Annotated in this window: 22 protein-coding genes; 8 read left to right on the top strand and 14 right to left on the bottom strand. The window is 25.8% G+C overall.

Going from position 1 to position 18,058, the window contains the following annotated elements; genetic code table 11:
* Positions 1-6 precede the first annotated feature (6 nt).
* Positions 7-357 carry a RidA family protein gene (locus tag D9T19_RS03635; protein ID WP_121626856.1) on the top strand — a complete coding sequence of 117 codons (351 nt, stop codon included), beginning with the start codon at positions 7-9 and terminating at the stop codon, positions 355-357.
* A gap of 27 nt (positions 358-384) precedes the next feature.
* Here D9T19_RS03635 and D9T19_RS03630 read toward each other — a convergent pair whose 3' ends face one another.
* The gene (locus tag D9T19_RS03630; RefSeq protein ID WP_121626855.1) at positions 385-1,257 is read right to left on the bottom strand and encodes a nucleoside recognition protein; all 873 of its coding nucleotides are present in this window, start codon (positions 1,255-1,257) and stop codon (positions 385-387) included.
* Between the two features lie 108 nt (positions 1,258-1,365).
* On the opposite strand from D9T19_RS03630, the gene D9T19_RS03625 reads away from it, so the two are divergent.
* The gene (locus D9T19_RS03625; RefSeq protein WP_228197966.1) at positions 1,366-2,169 is read left to right on the top strand and encodes an AraC family transcriptional regulator; all 804 of its coding nucleotides are present in this window, start codon (positions 1,366-1,368) and stop codon (positions 2,167-2,169) included.
* A gap of 13 nt (positions 2,170-2,182) precedes the next feature.
* Here the strand turns inward: D9T19_RS03625 and D9T19_RS03620 are convergent, their stop codons facing one another.
* The 10 genes from D9T19_RS03620 to D9T19_RS03575 form a co-directional block, all read right to left on the bottom strand.
* Positions 2,183-3,250: an FkbM family methyltransferase gene (locus D9T19_RS03620; protein WP_121626853.1), complete on the bottom strand. Its 1,068-nt coding sequence runs from the start codon at positions 3,248-3,250 to the stop codon at positions 2,183-2,185.
* 3 nt (positions 3,251-3,253) lie between these two features.
* The gene (locus D9T19_RS03615) at positions 3,254-4,066 is read right to left on the bottom strand and encodes a DUF234 domain-containing protein (protein WP_205588677.1); all 813 of its coding nucleotides are present in this window, start codon (positions 4,064-4,066) and stop codon (positions 3,254-3,256) included.
* Positions 4,067-4,150: 84 nt separating this feature from the next.
* On the bottom strand, positions 4,151-4,606 hold the full coding sequence (locus D9T19_RS03610) for a YaiI/YqxD family protein (RefSeq protein ID WP_121626851.1): 456 nt from the start codon (positions 4,604-4,606) through the stop codon (positions 4,151-4,153).
* On the bottom strand, positions 4,603-5,340 hold the full coding sequence (locus D9T19_RS03605) for a hypothetical protein (RefSeq protein WP_205588676.1): 738 nt from the start codon (positions 5,338-5,340) through the stop codon (positions 4,603-4,605). The genes D9T19_RS03610 and D9T19_RS03605 overlap by 4 nt, the downstream gene beginning before the upstream one ends.
* Positions 5,340-6,677, bottom strand: coding sequence for a murein hydrolase activator EnvC family protein (locus D9T19_RS03600; protein ID WP_121626849.1), 1,338 nt, complete (start codon positions 6,675-6,677; stop codon positions 5,340-5,342). The genes D9T19_RS03605 and D9T19_RS03600 overlap by 1 nt, the downstream gene beginning before the upstream one ends.
* On the bottom strand, positions 6,667-7,485 hold the full coding sequence (locus D9T19_RS03595; protein ID WP_121626848.1) for a cell division protein FtsX: 819 nt from the start codon (positions 7,483-7,485) through the stop codon (positions 6,667-6,669). Before D9T19_RS03595 ends, D9T19_RS03600 begins: the two co-directional genes overlap by 11 nt.
* The gene (locus D9T19_RS03590) at positions 7,472-8,134 is read right to left on the bottom strand and encodes a cell division ATP-binding protein FtsE (RefSeq protein WP_121626847.1); all 663 of its coding nucleotides are present in this window, start codon (positions 8,132-8,134) and stop codon (positions 7,472-7,474) included. Before D9T19_RS03590 ends, D9T19_RS03595 begins: the two co-directional genes overlap by 14 nt.
* Entirely contained in the window at positions 8,135-9,325 is a 1,191-nt protein-coding gene (gene trmB / locus D9T19_RS03585) for a tRNA (guanosine(46)-N7)-methyltransferase TrmB (protein ID WP_121626846.1), read from the bottom strand.
* Between the two features lie 7 nt (positions 9,326-9,332).
* Positions 9,333-10,616, bottom strand: coding sequence for a fibronectin type III domain-containing protein (locus D9T19_RS03580; RefSeq protein WP_228197958.1), 1,284 nt, complete (start codon positions 10,614-10,616; stop codon positions 9,333-9,335).
* A complete protein-coding gene (locus tag D9T19_RS03575; protein ID WP_121626845.1) occupies positions 10,564-11,550 on the bottom strand; it encodes an RluA family pseudouridine synthase in 987 nt (328 codons plus the stop codon). The genes D9T19_RS03580 and D9T19_RS03575 overlap by 53 nt, the downstream gene beginning before the upstream one ends.
* Before the next feature lie 19 nt (positions 11,551-11,569).
* Between D9T19_RS03575 and D9T19_RS03570 the strand changes: the two genes are divergently transcribed.
* Together D9T19_RS03570 and speB are read left to right on the top strand one after the other, a co-directional pair.
* Positions 11,570-12,676 carry an FtsW/RodA/SpoVE family cell cycle protein gene (locus D9T19_RS03570; protein ID WP_121626844.1) on the top strand — a complete coding sequence of 369 codons (1,107 nt, stop codon included), beginning with the start codon at positions 11,570-11,572 and terminating at the stop codon, positions 12,674-12,676.
* Positions 12,677-12,678: 2 nt separating this feature from the next.
* Entirely contained in the window at positions 12,679-13,530 is an 852-nt protein-coding gene (gene speB, locus D9T19_RS03565; protein WP_121626843.1) for an agmatinase, read from the top strand.
* 26 nt (positions 13,531-13,556) lie between these two features.
* On the opposite strand, the gene D9T19_RS03560 is transcribed toward speB, so the two are convergent.
* From D9T19_RS03560 to D9T19_RS03550, 3 genes are read right to left on the bottom strand one after another with little or no spacing between them, the layout of a single operon-like run.
* Positions 13,557-14,000 carry a hypothetical protein gene (locus tag D9T19_RS03560; protein WP_121626842.1) on the bottom strand — a complete coding sequence of 148 codons (444 nt, stop codon included), beginning with the start codon at positions 13,998-14,000 and terminating at the stop codon, positions 13,557-13,559.
* 19 nt (positions 14,001-14,019) lie between these two features.
* The gene (locus D9T19_RS03555; protein WP_121626841.1) at positions 14,020-14,733 is read right to left on the bottom strand and encodes a hypothetical protein; all 714 of its coding nucleotides are present in this window, start codon (positions 14,731-14,733) and stop codon (positions 14,020-14,022) included.
* 10 nt (positions 14,734-14,743) lie between these two features.
* Positions 14,744-15,544, bottom strand: coding sequence for an energy transducer TonB (locus tag D9T19_RS03550; RefSeq protein ID WP_121626840.1), 801 nt, complete (start codon positions 15,542-15,544; stop codon positions 14,744-14,746).
* A 49-nt stretch (positions 15,545-15,593) separates the two neighbouring features.
* Between D9T19_RS03550 and hemL the strand changes: the two genes are divergently transcribed.
* The 4 genes from hemL to D9T19_RS03530 are packed head-to-tail and all read left to right on the top strand — an operon-like array spanning position 15,594 to position 18,057.
* Positions 15,594-16,874, top strand: coding sequence for a glutamate-1-semialdehyde 2,1-aminomutase (gene hemL / locus D9T19_RS03545; protein WP_121626839.1), 1,281 nt, complete (start codon positions 15,594-15,596; stop codon positions 16,872-16,874).
* A 10-nt stretch (positions 16,875-16,884) separates the two neighbouring features.
* The gene (gene ppnP / locus D9T19_RS03540; RefSeq protein WP_121626838.1) at positions 16,885-17,199 is read left to right on the top strand and encodes a pyrimidine/purine nucleoside phosphorylase; all 315 of its coding nucleotides are present in this window, start codon (positions 16,885-16,887) and stop codon (positions 17,197-17,199) included.
* A gap of 8 nt (positions 17,200-17,207) precedes the next feature.
* Positions 17,208-17,519: an AtpZ/AtpI family protein gene (locus tag D9T19_RS03535; protein ID WP_121626837.1), complete on the top strand. Its 312-nt coding sequence runs from the start codon at positions 17,208-17,210 to the stop codon at positions 17,517-17,519.
* Positions 17,509-18,057: a hypothetical protein gene (locus D9T19_RS03530; RefSeq protein WP_121626836.1), complete on the top strand. Its 549-nt coding sequence runs from the start codon at positions 17,509-17,511 to the stop codon at positions 18,055-18,057. The genes D9T19_RS03535 and D9T19_RS03530 overlap by 11 nt, the downstream gene beginning before the upstream one ends.
* The last annotated feature ends 1 nt before the right edge of the window (position 18,058 follow it).

The following is an 18,058-nucleotide window of genomic DNA, read 5'->3' as shown; positions in this document are numbered from 1 at the left end:
AATATAATGGTTATTAGAAAAGAAGTAAGCCAAAGAATGAGTAGAGTTGTTGAACATAATGGAACTGTATATTTAGCTGGAATTGTATCAGATGATAAAAATCCAGATATTAAGGTTCAAGCTGCAAGAGTTCTTGCAATGGCTGAAGAAAAACTTGCGGTTGCAGGTGTAACTAAACATGATATTTTAAGAGTAGAAATTTTTGTAAAAGATATTGCAAGAGATTTTGAAGGATTTAATAGTGTTTGGGACGAATGGGTTTCAAAAGAAAATCCTCCTGCACGTGCTTGTATTGAAGGAAATATGGCTACAGCTACAACTCTAGTTGAGATTATTGTAACTGCTGCTAAATCTTAATTTTAAGTAAAATTTATAAAAGAAGAATTAATTAGTTCTTCTTTTATAAAATAGCAATAATATATATGAAAATATAATTGCGGCAATAGTTCTAATTACAATAGCCATTGTAAAGTCAGCTCCAAATATCACAAAAAGTAAAGTATCCTCAATTATTGCATGACAAATCATTAAAAATGTTCCTATATAAAAGATATCATTTTTGTTAATTCTTCCACTTTCAACTTCTTTTATCAATATTCCCGCACCATAAGTAATTCCTAAAAATATACCAACTGTTAAAGAAAATCCTTTACTAACATTTTTCTTTGAATCTTCAATAAATTTTCTAGTTTTAATAAAATCCATAATAAAAATCAGTAGTGTAATTAAAATAATTACTTTAACACTTAAAATAGCAGAATCTATTATCGAGTTATATAATACTTCAGTAATAGAATTATATTGTATTTTAGTAAAAGTATTTTCTGTAATTGTTGAACTAAACCAAGAACTTGGCATAAAAGAAGTAATCATAGCTACAATAAAACCTACTATTATTCGAAGAGAATAAGAGTAAGAATTTGATAAGCCAATTTTCTTTATAATTACTCCTTCAACGATTAGTGAATGACAAATACCAATAAACACAGCAAGAATTGTCCATTGATGAATTGTAAGATCTAATGGAGCAGCAAAAGCTATTGAAGCATAAACATTAAGAAACATACCACTAATTATTGATAAAGATGCTTCAGGAGGGAGCCCTATCATTGTAGTTATTGGTTCTACAAGAAATGCAATATTTTCTAAAAGATTATAGTAAAATAAAATGTCGGCTATAATATATATTGGTATTATTAGTTTTAATATTATCCATGTACTATTAAGTGATGTTTGAAATGTTTGAGCATAGTTCATAAATTAATCCTTAATTTTCTTGTAATATTATCAAGTATAAAAGAATTAATATAGTAAAAAACTGACATTTTATAGGTTTTAATTACATAAAAATATAAAAGGAAAAATATAAAAAAGTTATATGATAAAGATGGTAATTTTTTTGCAGAATTTTATTATCAAGAAAAATACTTTACAAATTATTCAAGACATTCCCATGAAACATTTGGATTATCAATAATTGATAAGGGCAAAATTGAAATTGATTTTCATTTAGAGGGAAAAGTTTATTTAGAACCCAAAAAAGTGGCAATTTTTAAACCAGATCAAGTACATCAATCTAAAGCAATTACTCCAGAACCTTTAGGTTACTACGGTCTACATATTGATTTAGAATGGTATTATATTAATCTAAAAAAGCTTTTTGGAAGTTCAATAGGACATTTGGATATGAGAGTAAATATTGTTGAAGATAAATATATTTATGAAGAATTAAAAACAGTTTTTAATAATATTCTTTTAGAAGATAAATCTTTTGAAGATACTCTTGAAAATAAAATCATTGATATACTAAGAAAATATACAACTTTAGATGCAGAAATAATAAAAGAAGAAAATAGTTTTTTATGTGAAGTAGAAAAATATATTTTAGATAATATTGATGAACAAATTACGCTTAAAGATATTTCTTTAAAGATTGGATATAACGAATCTTATATAACTAGAATATTTAAAAAGAAATTTGGCTTAACTCCACATGCTTTTATCGTTAATAAAAAAATAAATAAAGCAAAAAAAGAATTACAAAACTCTAAAGACCTTTCAATTGCCCAACTATCAAATGACGTAGGTTTTTATGACCAAAGTCATTTGAATAAAGTATTTAAAAGAATGCACGCAATTAGTCCAAATAAATATATGAATGAAGAATAGAATAAGTAAATAGTTATGATTTTGGTATAAAATACATAACAGTCTCAAAAATACCTTCCATATAATGACGTAAATATATTTTATAGTCATTTTTAATATTTAATACCATCTTTGGTACTTTATACCAATCTTCTGCTTTATGATATATACAAATAGCTAAAATAGGATGATACAGTTTGATAGTATTTGTAGCACCTTTAATTGCGTCTTGTTCTGCACCTTCAATATCCATTTTGATAAAGTCTATTTTTTCATTTATTAGATTGTCTATTGTATTTATATTTTGTGCATGATAATCGTGTGAGCAATTGTTTTGCTCATCTTGTGAAATTGTACTTGTTATTTTTTCTTTTCCTAATCCACAGTTTATAAACTCTATATCTCTTTGATTTGGGAAATCTCTTTTTGCAATTTTTAGGTGTAAATCATTTGGTTCAATACAATATATTTTATTGTAATCTGGAAAGTTATTGATTATTTGTGGAAGTGTATCTCCTACATAAGCTCCACCATCTACAAAATTTATATTTTTTATTTTGGGAATTATCTCTTTATCAAAATATTGTTCTTTGTGATTATTTGTAAAACCTTCCATAAAATCTAAATCAAAAGTCATTTTAAAATTTAATATTTTTGTAAATATTTCTTTTGATTTTTTATCTTCTAATAAATCGTAAGTTTCTTGATATTTTGATTCGTTTTTCAAAAAATCATCTTTGAAATCCATTATAAAAGGAGGGTGGACTAAATCAAGTTTTGAGTATCTTATAAATGCTAAATAGTTAAAATGCGTATATCCTAACTCATCTAGTTTTATTTTTACTTCAAGTGGACTTCCTGTTGCAACAGTTAAAATAATAGAATCTTTTGGAACATCTTGTATTTTTAATACAGTTTTTTTTCTTGAACTTTGAACTCTTGTAAAATCATCAATTATTCCATCAACTTCTAGGTGTTTTAAAACACTTTTACCTAGTTTATTTATTCCTAAGATATATTTTTTAGTCTTATTTGAAGAGATAAAAAGCTCTACGAGTTTTTTATCTCTTTGATTTATATAATCAAAACCAACTAAGTTCATATCTTAATCTTCTAATAAAAGTTTGAAGCTTTTCTCTGTATAAAGTTTTAAGTTATCACCTTTTAAAGATTTTAATTCATTTGAAAAACCTGTTTTTGTAAATAAAATATAAATATCAGGTTCATATCCGATTTCTTTACATGTATTTTTAAGACTTGTTAATACATTCTTTTTAATTTTCGAGTTTACATATTTACACGATGCAGCTATTAACTTTCCTGATGTAGTTTTTGCTATTAAATCAATATTATGTTTCTCATCCCAGTATTTACCACTATTTTTTAGTTTATCATCTTTATAAAGGTCTGTTAATAATTCAAGACATAACTCTTCAAAAACAAAGTTTGTAAATTCAGCTTCTCTATTTTCAAAGTTTTTATAAAACTCTTCATATTTACCTTCTTTGATTCCTTTATAAATTGGTGAAACAAAAGCGTACCAAAATCTTAAAAAGGGAGTAGTAAATAGAAGTTTTCTAGCTATTTTATTATTTCCTCTTTGGTTTGTAATAAAATGTTGAGAGGCTTCTATTTCGATTATTCCTTTTTCAACTAGTTTATCAACGCATTTCATTCCTTCTTCAAAAGTAACAAAAGCTCTTCTAAAAGATGAGTTTGTTCTTCTATCACCTAGAGCAATTCCGCTTAGTATTGCTTGGTCAACACTATATCCACCTGTAAATAAAGTGATTTCATTTTTTAAATAAGAGTATTTATTTAAAATCTCTTTTTCAATTAATTCTTTTAAAGGAATAGTTGTGTCTATTTTAATATCAAGACCACCAAATATTGTAAAGTATTTGATTGCTGTTTCCATATCTTTTGGATTGTTTTTATTGCAGAATTTTTTGAATTGTTTTTTTGTTGCATCGTCTATTAGTATGATGGTAAATCCTTTGTATTATATTTTATTATTTGGTTTTTGCAAAAAACTGTTTAATGAGTTTGCAAATTGTTGTGCATCTTTTGAACAAAAAGCAGCTGGACCTTTTGTCATTTCTCCACTATTTCGTATTTCTTGCATTAGATTTCTATATGCTAAATACTGTTTTATATTATCTTGCGTATACATAGCACCTCGATGGTCTATTGCATGTGCATTTTTTGTTATAACTCTATCTGCTAGTGGAATATCAGCTGTTATTACTAAATCATCTTCATTTAATAGTTCTACTATTTTATTATCAGCTTCATCGGCTCCTGCATCAACTATCATATATTTGATATTTTTTGATTTCCCAATATTTATTTTTTTATTAGCTATTACTATTGTTTCAATTTCCAATCTTTCAATTGCTCTTAAAACAATAGGTTTTAATAAATTTGGAAAGGCATCTCCATCTATGTATAATATCATATTTTTTCTCTTTTTATTTTTTGTAAATTACGAAATCTTGTCCATTTTTGTTTATTAAATTTTTTATAAAACCATAAACACCCAGCATCAAATCCAAAATAAAATACACTTATTCCACTTGGTGGATTAGAACTAGGAATAAAAGCTATCTTATCAAACCAAATCTCAGGCCAATACCAACATTGATAATATGTTCCTAAAAGTTCTAAATAAACAATCACAAAAAACATAATCAAAAAGAAAAATTTAGTATTTGGTCTTCTTTTAAAAATATAAATAATTACTAACATACAAATAAATCCAAAAACATCATTATCAAAAATCAACCATGCCGTTGAATAAACTATCATTGATACATAAAGTATTTTGATTATTGATTCTTGATTCTTTTTAAAAATAGGTTCTTTTGTGATATAAAAAACACCTGCATAAATAATACTATGACCTAAAGGAACATAAAGTGGAAGGTTTTCTAATCTATATGTATACATACCAAGAATTAAAGAAAAGAAAACTTCTCCTAAAATAGCCAAAAGTAGTCCGCAAAGCATTAATTTCTTTATTTTAACAGATACTTTTGTATAAATCCAAATAAAGGTGATAAGTGTTATAGCAAGAGTAAAATATTGACTATGTATAAATTCACTTGAAATGATTTTACTATCAAAAAAAAGTCCAACCCAAAGTGCAAAGAATACAGGTAAATAAATATGTAGATATTTGTATTTAGTCATTATATTTTAAATAAATCTTTTGGATTAATATGCGCTGAATTTTTTGTCGCTTGGAATGTTAGGTTATTACTAACTCGACCTACAACATAACCTTTTTTTATCCATTTCCCAACTTTTAGAGTAGGGGCTATTTCATCTAAATGAGAATAAATAGTATGTAAGCCATTTTGATGTTGAATAATAACAACATTTTCTAGCATTCCTGCATTTTTCTTTGCATAAACTACTTTTCCATTTAATATTGAAACTACTTTTGCTTTTGCTCGAGTAGTTTTTAAAACTATAGATTCATTAAAAAGTTTTATTTTATAGATTGGATCATAATAAGTACCAAATTTTTTTACTACTTTAAAGGATTTTAAAGGTGCAATTGTTCTTCTTCCCCTATATCTAACAACTTTTACTCCTGAATTAGATGAACCTATTTTTTTTACATCTAGATTTAAATTTTTTGCATATTTTTGGTTTCTTATTTCTGCTGTTTGTATAGGTTCTTCTTTTTTTGCTGTTGATGTACTTTTACTTTTTGTTTTTCTCTTTTTAGCTGCTTGTTTCTTTTTCTTTAAAGCAAGTAGTCTTTGTATTTTTGCTCTTCTAAGTCTTTCTTTTTTTAATTCTTCTTCTTTTAAAATATTAAGTGTAGATAAAAGTTTCTTAAGTGATTCTTGTCTTTTAACAACTTTTTTCAATTCTCGTTGATATGATTTATGTTGCTCTTCTAAATCAATTAATGATTTAGAGTGTTTATTTTTTAATGTATTTAATGTTTTTTTTCTTTTTTTTCTTTTTTCAATATAGTTTGAAATAGTTTTAATTTTTTTCTTATTTATTTTAGTATTATTAGTTAATAAGTCATAATTATTATCAAGTTTTAAAATCTGATCTTTAGAATTTTCAGAAAGAAGTGTATAAATTTCAGTATCGATTAATTCTCCAAGAGTATTTTTTGATGCAAGTTTAAGTGCAATAGAAGTAGAAAAATCTTCGATAATAGTATCAACAATTTGTTCTTCATTGCCTTTTCTCTCTTTTATCAAATTTGTTGATTTTTTTCTTAATTGTTGTAGTTTTAATTTAGATTCTTCTAAAAGTTTTTCATGCTCATTTATATCTAAATTTACTTTTTTTATATCTCTTTCTAATTTTATAATATTTCTATTTTGTCTATCAATTTTATTTGCTAAATCTTTTACTTTTTGTGATGCTTGTTTTTTCTTAGACACACTTTTATGTAGGTTACTTTTATTATTCTTTATCTTATTATCTATAACTTTAGTTGATGAAAAAGTAACATTACCAAAAATAAATAGTAATAAAAATATTATTTTACTCGTCATTTATTTTATACTTTAATAATACACCAAGTATTGTAAAAATAGAGATTGTAAAAGATAAGATGAACATCTTAAATAGTTCATAATTTAAATCAATTTTTACATTTACTATTTCATGTAATTCAATGGGAAATAAAATGGTCATATTATTTGAGATATAATATAAAAAAACTCCAACAATTAAAAATGCAAGAAACGAACTAAAAATTGCATAGTTTAAAACATTTGATGCACTGTATAAAACTGAAGCACCATGAAGCCTTAATATTGAAATTCTAGTCTTGTGTTCATGAAACCATAGTTTAATTTGTTTAGCTATTATTATAATCGCAAAAATAGTAATTATAAAAAATAAGATAAATGAAATACTACTTAATAATACTAAAAGTAGATATGTTTGATTATGATTTTTATAAAATACTTCTACTTTTCTTATATTTTTATTTTCTAATAAAGTATCTTTTATTATCTCTAGTTCACTTGTTGTTGGGAATACTTCTAGATATATTTGATAAAAATTAGGAAGTTTCTTTTTTAACAATTCAATTGAACTACTTGATAAGTTTGATTTTATATCATTAATAATTTTTTCTTTAGGTAATGTTTGAATTCTATCAACATTAATACCTGCTAATTCGTTAATATTCTCTTTTATTAAGGGTGTATTTGTAACTATAACAATAGAATAATCTTTTGATATTTTCTTTTTATAATTATCTACAACATTATCAATTAATAAATATATTGAAAATGTTAAAAGCATTGAACATAAAGGAATTAAAAAGGCAAGAATGTTTTTAAGAAACTTCATATATTATACCATCCTCTAAAGATAACTGTCTAAACTTTATTCCTAAGTTCTTAGGAACCCTATGCGTTACAACAACTATTGTAATACCTAGTTGTTCATTTGCACCTTTTAATAAATTCCAAACAACTTCTGCTGAATAATCATCAAGGTTTCCTGTTGGTTCATCTGCAATTATTATCTTAGGATTATGAGCAAGCGCACGTGCTACTGCAACTCTTTGTTGTTCACCTCCACTTAATTCGTTTGGATAATATCCAGCTCGATGTGAAAGTTTTACATGTGATAATAATTTATTCGCTTGATCTCTTGATATTTCATTTGAATATCCATTGATTTTAAGAGGAATCATAATATTTTCTTCAATTGTATACTCATTTACAAGTTTATAATCTTGAAATATTACTCCAACATCTTTTCTTAAAACTCTAAGTGCTTTACCTCTTATACCAAAAACTTCTACACCATCAATTTTTAAACTACCATGTTTTAGTGGAATCTCACCATAAAAAGATTTTAATAAAGTAGATTTTCCACTACCTGAGTTTCCACCTATAAAGATGAATTCTTTTGGTTTAATAGAAAAGTTTCCTTTTTTTATAATATATTTATTATCATCATAAGATAAGTATATATTCTTTGCTTCTAGCATCTAATTTAAAATCTCTTTTAGTTTATTATGAGCTTTGATATTAGAACTAGTAGGAAGAGGTGAACCTTGATAATAATCAATTTTCCCATTTTTTATAAGTAAATATTTACTTACTGGTCTATCAAAATTTCCCATTGTAAGTTGTATTAGTCCAGAATTCTTTTCATTTTCCATTATAAATAAATCTTCTATATGAACAAAAAAATCTTTGTCTACAATTGATTTAGTTGGAATACTTGATATCTTATCTTCATAATTTATCTCAAAATCAAATGAAAAATCTTTTTGGATTACTAAAGGCTCATCAACACTTTGTGATTGTAAAACTACATCATAAATATTTTTACCTTGTTTTTTCCATCTATCTTCATATTTACTTGATATTTCTAAATCTTTGTTTATATCAATAGTAATTTTTCCTGTTGGTAGATTTGTTAATAATTCAGTACAATAATCAAAATATTTTCTACTATCTGTTCTTAGTTCTAGTGTACCTTCAAATTTTAAAACTCTTAATGCTTCATTTATAAATCCATTTGAATAAATTCTTCTATGAGGTTTTTTATCCCAAGGAACAGGGAAGTGAACGAAAATTCTTCCAACTTTATTTGAGTCAATAAATTCCATAAAAAGTCTTGCATCATAATTTACAATCAAAACATTTGTAATATCTTGTAATTTCATTTGCTTTAAAGCTTGTTCAATTGATGGAGTATGAATTTCAAGTCCTATAAATTGAATATCAGGATTATTTTTTGCTTGGTGTAAAAGATGTCTTCCACTTCCAAATCCTACTTCTATTTGTATTTCTTTATCTGTTTTGAATTCATCAACAAAATAGTTAATATCTTTTAAAAACTCTTTTTGAGGCTCTGCTTTTTGATGAATACTATTTGTATTTGAAAATACAATTTTAGGATTAATCGAATCTACATAAGCGTTTAAAGCATCTTTTACTAGTGTAATAGGTGCTATTCTTGTAACTTTATCGATTTTAATCATTTGATCATTATCTTTATTTTTCAAAGTTAATAAGAATTCTTTTCCTTGATTTTCTACTGCAATTTTATATTCAGTATTTCTTTCGTGTGTTGTAAAATTATATGATTTTGCTATAAACTTAAACTCTACACCATCTTTTGATGATGGTGTATTAATTAAATCGGTTTTATTAAATACTATGTGGGGCATATCTTAACTACTTTTGTATAGAAATTTTTGGTAGAATTAATGAAGCTTCATCAGTTCTTTCTGACATTAAACCATAAGTGTCATTTGCTTGGATTGAATATTTATACTCAACACCTGTGATAATATTATTATCTTCAAATCTTAATCCTTTTATATCAGTAAACTTTTCTGTTTTAGATTGAAAGAAATTTATCATTGTTTTTTTATAAATATTATAAGAAATAGCTCTATTATCAGTTGGTACCCAATTTAATATTGCTTTAGAACCTTGTATTTGAGCCAAAGTTATTGTAGGTTTAGCTGGTTGATTTAAACTAACACCTTTAATAGGATCAATTTTAGATGAACTTTCTAAGTAATCTTTATCAATAGCAAGAACTTTATAAAAATACTCTTTTCCATCTTCATCAACTTTATCTGTAAATTCAAAAGTATCTTTGTTAACTTCTTTTATTTTTGAGTAAGCAAAAGATTTAATAGGACTTCTATAAATTACATATTTCATTACATCATCATTTGGAGATGCTTGCCATCGTAATAATATTCTTTTAGGTTCAGTAGTTGTAGCACTTATATTTTGAACACCCATTGGTAATGCTTTTGTTTTAGCTGTAACTACTTGACTAGGCATTGTTGGTAAATCTTTGAATGTATAAGCAGTAATTCTATATTTAAAAGATTCATTATTATTTAAATCACTATCTATGTATTCAGATTGTAGTCTACCTTTTATTTTTGCTTCTGTATTCCATTCATTTAGTGTTGAATTGTATCTTTCGATTTTATAATAAGCAATTCTTAAATCAGGATGTGGTCTCCAAATAATTTTAATTCTATTTGGTAATTCTGATAAGGCTTGAACAAAACTAACTGGTATTATTCTTGGAAGAGTTTGTGCTACATAAGCATTTGTAGTATTTGATTCAAGTCCATTTGCTGCTTTTGAAGAAATTTGATAAACATATTTTGTATCAGGTTCAAGATCTGTATCAACAAAATGAGTAGTATATTTATTTTTTACAGAACTAATTAGCTTAAGTCTTCTACCGTCTTTATGCATATTAGCTCTATAAAAGTTATAACCAATAACTCTTGGATCTTCAACTTTTCTCCACTCAAATGCAATTGATGTCATATCTGAAATTGACTTGATAGTATTACTATCAATAACTTCAATTGTTTCATCAATTTTTGGTTTTTCTGCTGTATTTAAACTATTATTTAAATTTGAACAAGCACTAAGTAAAAGAACTAAAGCTGTCAATGATGTTGTTTGCATCAATTTTGTCATGTATATTCTCCATTTGAAAATGTTTATTTAAGAATTCATTCATGTCATCAGGTAAATCTGCTTTAAAAGTCATTAATTTGTTTGTTTTAGGATGAAACAAATACAGATTATATGCATGTAAATAAAATCTATTTATTTTATTTAAATCGCCCTTAAAACCATATAAATTATCTCCTAGAATGTGCCTATTTATCGAACTCAAGTGAACTCTTATTTGATGTGTTCTACCTGTAAATAATTTGGCTGCTATTAATTCAAATTTTTCGTTTTTTGAGATATCAATTTTTTTAAATGCTGACTTAGCATTTCTTCCTGTTTCCTCTATTGACATTTTAAGTCTATTATTTGGATTTCTTCCAATTGGTTTGTCTATGATTAAATCATCTTTCAAGGGTAAATCAGTAATTGCAAGATAATATCTTCCCATACTTTTATCTTGCAATTGCTCAGATAAACATCTATGAGCTTCATTTGTTTTTGCAACTACCATAACTCCTGTTGTACCTTTATCTAGTCTATGTACAATTCCATGACGTTCTTCTCCTGAAATTGTAGAAAGCGACATTTTTCTTAATTTCAACCAATCAACTAAAGTAGCATCTTTTACACTTGGCGCATCATGAATTGTTAAATTTGCAGGTTTATTTATAACAAGAATATCTTCATCTTCATAAATTATTTTTACATTTTTACCTTTTAATGATTCTTTTATAAAATCTTCATTTTTAACATCTTCTAACTGTGCTTTTGGAAAAAAGACTTCAATTTCTTGATTTTCTTTTAATTTTAATCCTGATTTTACTACAGTTTTACCATCAACTTTTACAAACTCTTTTTTTATAAGTTGCTCTACTTGGTTTCTTGAAGCATCAATTTGTGATGCTAAGAACTTATCTAGTCTATTTGTTTCTTGAACAATAAAATTTTTATACATTTTTAGATACTCTTTCACTATGCGTTTATTTGATAAGAGAATTATTTCCCATTTTGATTATTTGTTAATACTATTTGTTTTACCTTTGATATATTTATCATATCATTTAATAAGTGAAACAAATGAAATATTAGCGAATAAACAATTAATATACTTTACACTTTCATTTTTTACATTTATTGTAGTATTTATATTACCAATTAGAAAGAAATTAAGATGGATCCCTTTTTTGTATTGGTTAGGTATTTTGTTACTTGCTGCTGTAGAATTTTGGGGTGTGACAAAACTTGGTGCTAGAAGATGGCTTCCTATACCTTTTTTAAATACAACAATGCAACCTTCAGAGCTTATAAAACCTATATATATCTTGATGCTTGGTTATTTAATTCACAATAGACCACCTCCTGAAAAGGGATATAGCTTTATTGATTTTCTTTATTTTTCTTTTTATATTTTATTACCTTTTGTATTAATTGCAAAAGAGCCAGATTTGGGTACGGCTCTTGTATTATTACTTGTTGGTTACGGTATTTTATTTATAATTGGTGTAAATTGGAAAATTTGGACATCAATAATTTTACTTATTGGAATTGCTTCTCCTTTTATTTATACATATCTGATCAAAGATTATCAAAAAAAGAGAATTACAGATTTTATTTCTGAAAAACCTAGTTATCACGTCCAGCAATCTATTATAGCAATTGGTTCTGGTGGGTTAGTCGGAAAACTAAGTGAAGAAGCAACACAAACACAATTGAAATTTTTGCCAATTGCTACTAGTGATTTTATATTTGCTTATTTCGTAGAGAGATATGGATTTTTAGGTGCAATTGGTTTAATTTTTATATATATGTTGCTAATAGCACACTTACTGACCTTAAATTATTATTTTAAAGATGATTACGTCATACGGGTATTTGCCTCAGGTTTGGGCTTATTGCTATTTTTTAATATGAGTGTAAATGTATTAATGGTTATAGGCTTCGCACCTGTTGTTGGACTTCCTTTGCCTTTATTTTCTTATGGTGGTAGTTCATTTATTAATTTTATTGTACTTTTTGCAATATTAGAAAATTTATTAGCATTTAGGTATATGGATTTATATAATTATGAAAGGAACTTATAAGAATGAAAGCACAGAATAATTGTTTTATTGGATTTGAAGCAGATTTTAAAGATGCAAGTGCTGTACTTTTTGGTGCTGGTTTTGATGGAACTACATCTTTTAAACCAGGAGCACGGTTTGCACCTAGTGCTATGAGAGAAGACTCTTGGTATATTGAAAGTTATTCTCCATATTTTGATAAAGATTTAGAAGAATTAAATCTTTTTGATTTCGGAGATTTAGAATTACCTTATGGTGATAAAAAAAATGCATTAAGAATAATTCAAGAGCATATTCAAGAAATAATTGATGCTAATAAAATTCCTATTATGATAGGTGGGGAGCATTTAGTTTCACTTGCACCCATAAAAGCTTTAAGTAAAAAGTATAATGATTTACATATTATTCATTTTGATGCACATACAGATTTAAGAAATGAATATTTAGGCGAAGCATTAAGTCATGCAACAGTTTTACGACGAATTTATGATCAATTAGGTGATGGAAGATTAAATCAGTTTTGTATAAGAAGTGGTTTAAAAGAAGAGTTTGAATGGGCAAAAGAGCATTCTCATTTAGAAAAGTTTACGTATGAAACATTAGAGGATAGAGTTGAAATACTTATTGATAAACCTGTTTATATTACTATTGATTTAGATGTATTTGATCCTTCTGTTTTTCCTGGAACGGGAACACCAGAACCAGGTGGAATTGATTTTCATGATATGTTAAAAATAATCAAAATATTATCAAGATTAGAAAATGTAGTGGGAATGGATGTTGTTGAACTTTCACCAAAGTATGATGCAAGTGGTGTATCAACAGCAGTTGCTTGTAAAACTTTACGAGAATTAGTTCTAGCAACTATAAAATAAAAAAGTAAAAAACCTAAATAGGTTTTTTACCAAGCTATTATTTCTAATATTCTCTCAATTCTTTGGATATTAGCTTCATTAGTATAATTAGCATCTTCTTTATAAGCATTTTTATTGAAGATCAATAATTCTTCTAATTTTCTTTTTATTTGTAACTCTTTTTCATTTATATTTTTTGTTTCAAAGGCTTTTTCTAGTGGATAACTTAAATTTGCATTTACTTCAAGTAAAAAACTTAAACTATATTCTACTTCTTCCCCTTCAAAATAACTTCTATTTATTATAAAATGACCTGAAGAATAAGTAATGTCTTCCATTTCTCTTGAAAGATAAGCCATTTTTACTAAACCTTTAATATTATTAATCAAATCATCTTCTACATAATCCTCATTTAATTTATCAAGAATTTCCATAACTCTTTTTAAATCAAAATCACTTATTAACTTGTTTTGTATTTCTTCTAAATTCATTTATTTCCTAAACTTTATATTATTCATTTTTTAGTATTTCTTTAAGTATGTCTAAATCATAAATACTTTTGCCACAATTTGATTTATTTGTTATTATTTCAGTAAGTTTATTCTCATCTTTATCAATGTACGTATAATCTAAAATATAATTTCTTTTTAGGAGTCTTAAAGTATTTTCATTTTCACATAAAGAGTCTTGAACTTGAGATTTAAATTTATTTAAATTGTAATTTGAATTAATAATACTTTCTAATTGATAAATATAATAAATATTTTTATCTTCTATATTAATATCAATTAAGTAACTAAAAGAATCAACTTTTAATGGAAGATTATCTTTTAAATTATTTATTTCATTCTTAATTGCATAATCTTCAAAAAAATAAACTTTAAATAAGTCATAAGTTGAGAATAAAGAAAAGAAAAGATTTATCGAAATGATTACTTTTGCTAAAAAAGGCCATAATTTATTCCCTATATACTTACTTGCACTTTTTTGAACAGCAATAAAAATTAATATCGAATATAAAAGTGTTAATAAATAAATAGATATACTAAATATCTCATCACCTATAGTTTTTTTAAAAGAAATCTTCAAAAAAGTATTATCTATAAATATATTTATTAAAAGTGTTAAGAAAATAAACCACAACCAGAACGTGATACTTAAACTAATGTCTCCTTTTAATAGTTTTTTTAAATATGGCCTATCTTCATTTTTATTTTCTATCATTTATTTCCTTCTAATATAATGTATATCGAACATTAAATATTAATTTAGTCGATGTTTTTGGTCTAGGGTAATCTTTATATGCTATTTGTATTAATTTAATAGTATATTTATCAAATATTTCGTAACCCGATGAATTTGTAATTCTTAAGTCTGAAATATTACCGTTTGGATGAAAAATAAACTCTACTACATTTGAACCTGAAATTTTTAATTCAGCTGCAAGACGTGGATATCCTAATCTTGATAATACTCTTTGTGTTATTACTTGAAAACTATTAAAATTTTTCTTGATATAGGCTTTTTGTACCTTTGTAAATGTTTCAAATTCTTTACCATAAAGTTTTTGAATATCATCTAATATCTCTTTATTAATTGGTTCTTTTTGTGATAAAAAATCTTCTAATGTTCTATTTTTTACAGCTTCTATTTTTTTCTTACTAGGTATTTTTGTAACTCTTTTTTTATCATACTTAATCTTTTTTGGAGCTTTAATAAACTTTTTTGCTACTTTTTTTGTTATAGCTCTTTTTTTTGTAACTTTTTTACTTCTCTTTTGTGTTGTTGTTTTCTTTTTTATAACTGTTTTTTTAGATTCTGATTTAGGTTTAGTTTTTTTTATCTCTGTTTTTTTAATTATTTCTTTTTTAGCTAATTCAACTTTTTTTTTAATTTTTACAAATGTTACATTAGCTTGTTTTTGTTTTTTAATATTATTTTGTTGTTCATCTTGTTTTTGAGTAAGTTCATAATCATTGAATATTAACAAATGTAAAGATATTGAAATAATAAGGCTAAGTATAATAAGTTTCATAACGTGATTATAGTAGAATATCGCTAATAGAAAATTAATAGGAAATAAAATGTTTGATAATTCAGTAAAAGCATACGCACAAGCAAAAGAAGTAATACCAGGAGGTGTTGATTCTCCCGTACGTGCATTTAAAAGTGTTGGAGGAACTCCACCTTTTATAACAAAAGGAAAAGGTGCATATTTATATGATGTAGATGGTAATAAATATTTAGATTTTGTACAGTCTTGGGGACCTTTAATATTTGGTCATTGTGATAGTGATATTGAGCAAGCAGTTTTACAAACAGTTAAAAATGGTTTATCTTTTGGCGCACCAACTGAATTGGAAACACAATTAGCTTCTGAAATTGTTGATATGTATGAAAATATTGATAAAGTAAGATTTGTAAGTTCAGGAACTGAAGCTACAATGTCAGCTATTAGACTTGCTCGTGGTGTGACAGGTAGAGATAATATTTTAAAATTTGAAGGATGTTACCATGGACATTCTGATTCACTTCTTGTTCAAGCAGGTTCAGGCTTAGCAACTTTTGGAACACCAAGTTCTCCAGGAGTTCCAGCTGATTTAACAAAACATACTATAGTTTGCGAATATAACAATATTAAAAATTTAGAAAAATGTTTTGAGCAATCAGATGATATAGCTTGTATTATTATTGAACCAATTGCAGGAAATATGGGATTAGTTCCAGCTACACAAGAGTTTTTAAAAGCTTGTAGAAAATTATGTGATAAACACGGTACATTACTAATATTTGATGAAGTTATGTCAGGATTTAGAGCTTCTTTAACAGGTGCATCTGGGCTTGTTGATACAAAAGCAGATATGATTACTTTTGGAAAAGTTATTGGTGGAGGAATGCCAGTTGGTGCATTTGCAGGTTCAAATGAAATAATGGCACATCTTTCACCAGATGGTCCTGTCTATCAAGCAGGTACATTAAGTGGAAATCCTGTTGCTATGAGTGCGGGATTAGTTGGTTTACGAAAATTAAAAGCAAATCCAGCTATCTATGATGATTTAAATGCAAAAGCTTTAAGATTAATGAATGGATTAAAAGAAGTTGCAAACTCTTATAATATTCCTTTTCAAGTTAATACAAGAGGTTCAATGTTTGGTTACTTCTTCAATGAAAAATCACCTTTAAATATAAAAGATGTCGCTACATCAGATTTTGATAGATTTGCGAAATTTCATCACGAAATGTTAAAAAGAGGTTACTATTTTGCTTGTTCTCAATATGAACTTGGATTTATATCAACTGTAATAACAAATGATGATATTGATGATTGTTTAAAAGCAGCATCAGAAGTTATGAAAAACTTATAAAAGGAAAGATATGACTAGTTTTAAAAATGTTGAATTAATAAAAAATGCAAATATATATTTTGATGGAAATGTTACAAGTAGATCTTTTATAGATGAAAATGGTGAAAGTAAATCTTTAGGAATTATGATGCCTGGAACTTATAACTTTGGAACAAATGAAGCTGAACTAATGGAAATATTAGCAGGTGAGGTTGAAGTTAAACTAGCAGGTGAAGATACTTGGAATACTTATACAGCTAATACTTCTTTTAGTGTAATTGCTAATTCAAATTTTGATATTAAAGTGAAAACAATATGTGATTATTGTTGTTCATATATTAAGTAGAATTAATAATGCAAAAAAAAGAAGAAAAAGTAATACCAAAACATAGAGATAAGATTGAAGCTTTAGACAATTTATCTTTGGGTATTTCAATGGTAGCAGCTATTGCTATTGGTTTTGGTATTGGATATGGTTTAAAAGCACTTTTCGAAATTGATTGGTTATTATGGTTAGGTTTATTTTGGGGAATAGCAGCAGCTGGACTTAATGTATACAAAGCATATAAAAGAGCTCAAAAAGCATACGAAGGTATGGAAGATGACCCTAGATATGCTTATAGAGCTAAGCATGGGGATAGAAAATACGACGACGATGAAGATTAATCAATCAATTAAAAACTTTGCTCTAGTTTTTATAACTTTAGATCTTTGTTTAGTTATTTATGCTTTAGTATTTAATACGCCAATATGGTTATTAAATACTCAAGTTGCATTTATTTCATCGTTATTCATTACTATTGCTTCTTTTTTATCATATAGAAAAAATATTCAAGGAAGATTATCTAAACTTGATTTATCAAAAAAACAAAATGGTGAAGATAGGGATAAGATAGATGAAATAGACGATCCTTATGATTTATATACTGAATATGAAGAAATTCCAGAATCTGAATTAACAACACAAAAAATAAAAGAGATTATTACAGATGAGAAATCAAAAGTAAAAAAGAATTCTTTTAAAAATACTATTTTTTCAGCAACAGGATTTTTATCAATATATAGAGTTTTAGGATATGTAATTTTAGTATTTGGTTTTTTTGCTTTAAATAACAATAAACTATTTCATCCAATAGCTTTTATAGTAGGATTAGGAATAGTTCCTATTGGAGTTTTATTTTCAAAGCTTTTAGATAAAAGATAAA

The sequence above is a fragment of the Poseidonibacter antarcticus genome, assembly GCF_003667345.1.
GTDB lineage: Bacteria > Campylobacterota > Campylobacteria > Campylobacterales > Arcobacteraceae > Poseidonibacter > Poseidonibacter antarcticus.
Note: the sequence above shows the minus strand (reverse complement) of the source record. Positions and strands in the feature narration are given on the sequence as shown.

Bases quoted from the DNA above. Each gene is read 5' to 3' on its own strand.
- D9T19_RS03635 (WP_121626856.1), top strand. From the start codon at position 7: ATGGTTATTAGAAAAGAAGTAAGCCAAAGAATGAGTAGAGTTGTTGAA.
- D9T19_RS03630 (WP_121626855.1), bottom strand. From the start codon at position 1,257: ATGAACTATGCTCAAACATTTCAAACATCACTTAATAGTACATGGATA.
- D9T19_RS03620 (WP_121626853.1), bottom strand. From the start codon at position 3,250: ATGAACTTAGTTGGTTTTGATTATATAAATCAAAGAGATAAAAAACTC.
- D9T19_RS03615 (WP_205588677.1), bottom strand. From the start codon at position 4,066: ATGGAAACAGCAATCAAATACTTTACAATATTTGGTGGTCTTGATATT.
- D9T19_RS03610 (WP_121626851.1), bottom strand. From the start codon at position 4,606: ATGATATTATACATAGATGGAGATGCCTTTCCAAATTTATTAAAACCT.
- D9T19_RS03605 (WP_205588676.1), bottom strand. From the start codon at position 5,340: ATGACTAAATACAAATATCTACATATTTATTTACCTGTATTCTTTGCA.
- D9T19_RS03600 (WP_121626849.1), bottom strand. From the start codon at position 6,677: ATGACGAGTAAAATAATATTTTTATTACTATTTATTTTTGGTAATGTT.
- D9T19_RS03595 (WP_121626848.1), bottom strand. From the start codon at position 7,485: ATGAAGTTTCTTAAAAACATTCTTGCCTTTTTAATTCCTTTATGTTCA.
- D9T19_RS03590 (WP_121626847.1), bottom strand. From the start codon at position 8,134: ATGCTAGAAGCAAAGAATATATACTTATCTTATGATGATAATAAATAT.
- trmB (WP_121626846.1), bottom strand. From the start codon at position 9,325: ATGCCCCACATAGTATTTAATAAAACCGATTTAATTAATACACCATCA.
- D9T19_RS03580 (WP_228197958.1), bottom strand. From the start codon at position 10,616: ATGACAAAATTGATGCAAACAACATCATTGACAGCTTTAGTTCTTTTA.
- D9T19_RS03575 (WP_121626845.1), bottom strand. From the start codon at position 11,550: ATGTATAAAAATTTTATTGTTCAAGAAACAAATAGACTAGATAAGTTC.
- D9T19_RS03570 (WP_121626844.1), top strand. From the start codon at position 11,570: ATGCGTTTATTTGATAAGAGAATTATTTCCCATTTTGATTATTTGTTA.
- speB (WP_121626843.1), top strand. From the start codon at position 12,679: ATGAAAGCACAGAATAATTGTTTTATTGGATTTGAAGCAGATTTTAAA.
- D9T19_RS03560 (WP_121626842.1), bottom strand. From the start codon at position 14,000: ATGAATTTAGAAGAAATACAAAACAAGTTAATAAGTGATTTTGATTTA.
- D9T19_RS03555 (WP_121626841.1), bottom strand. From the start codon at position 14,733: ATGATAGAAAATAAAAATGAAGATAGGCCATATTTAAAAAAACTATTA.
- D9T19_RS03550 (WP_121626840.1), bottom strand. From the start codon at position 15,544: ATGAAACTTATTATACTTAGCCTTATTATTTCAATATCTTTACATTTG.
- hemL (WP_121626839.1), top strand. From the start codon at position 15,594: ATGTTTGATAATTCAGTAAAAGCATACGCACAAGCAAAAGAAGTAATA.
- ppnP (WP_121626838.1), top strand. From the start codon at position 16,885: ATGACTAGTTTTAAAAATGTTGAATTAATAAAAAATGCAAATATATAT.
- D9T19_RS03535 (WP_121626837.1), top strand. From the start codon at position 17,208: ATGCAAAAAAAAGAAGAAAAAGTAATACCAAAACATAGAGATAAGATT.
- D9T19_RS03530 (WP_121626836.1), top strand. From the start codon at position 17,509: ATGAAGATTAATCAATCAATTAAAAACTTTGCTCTAGTTTTTATAACT.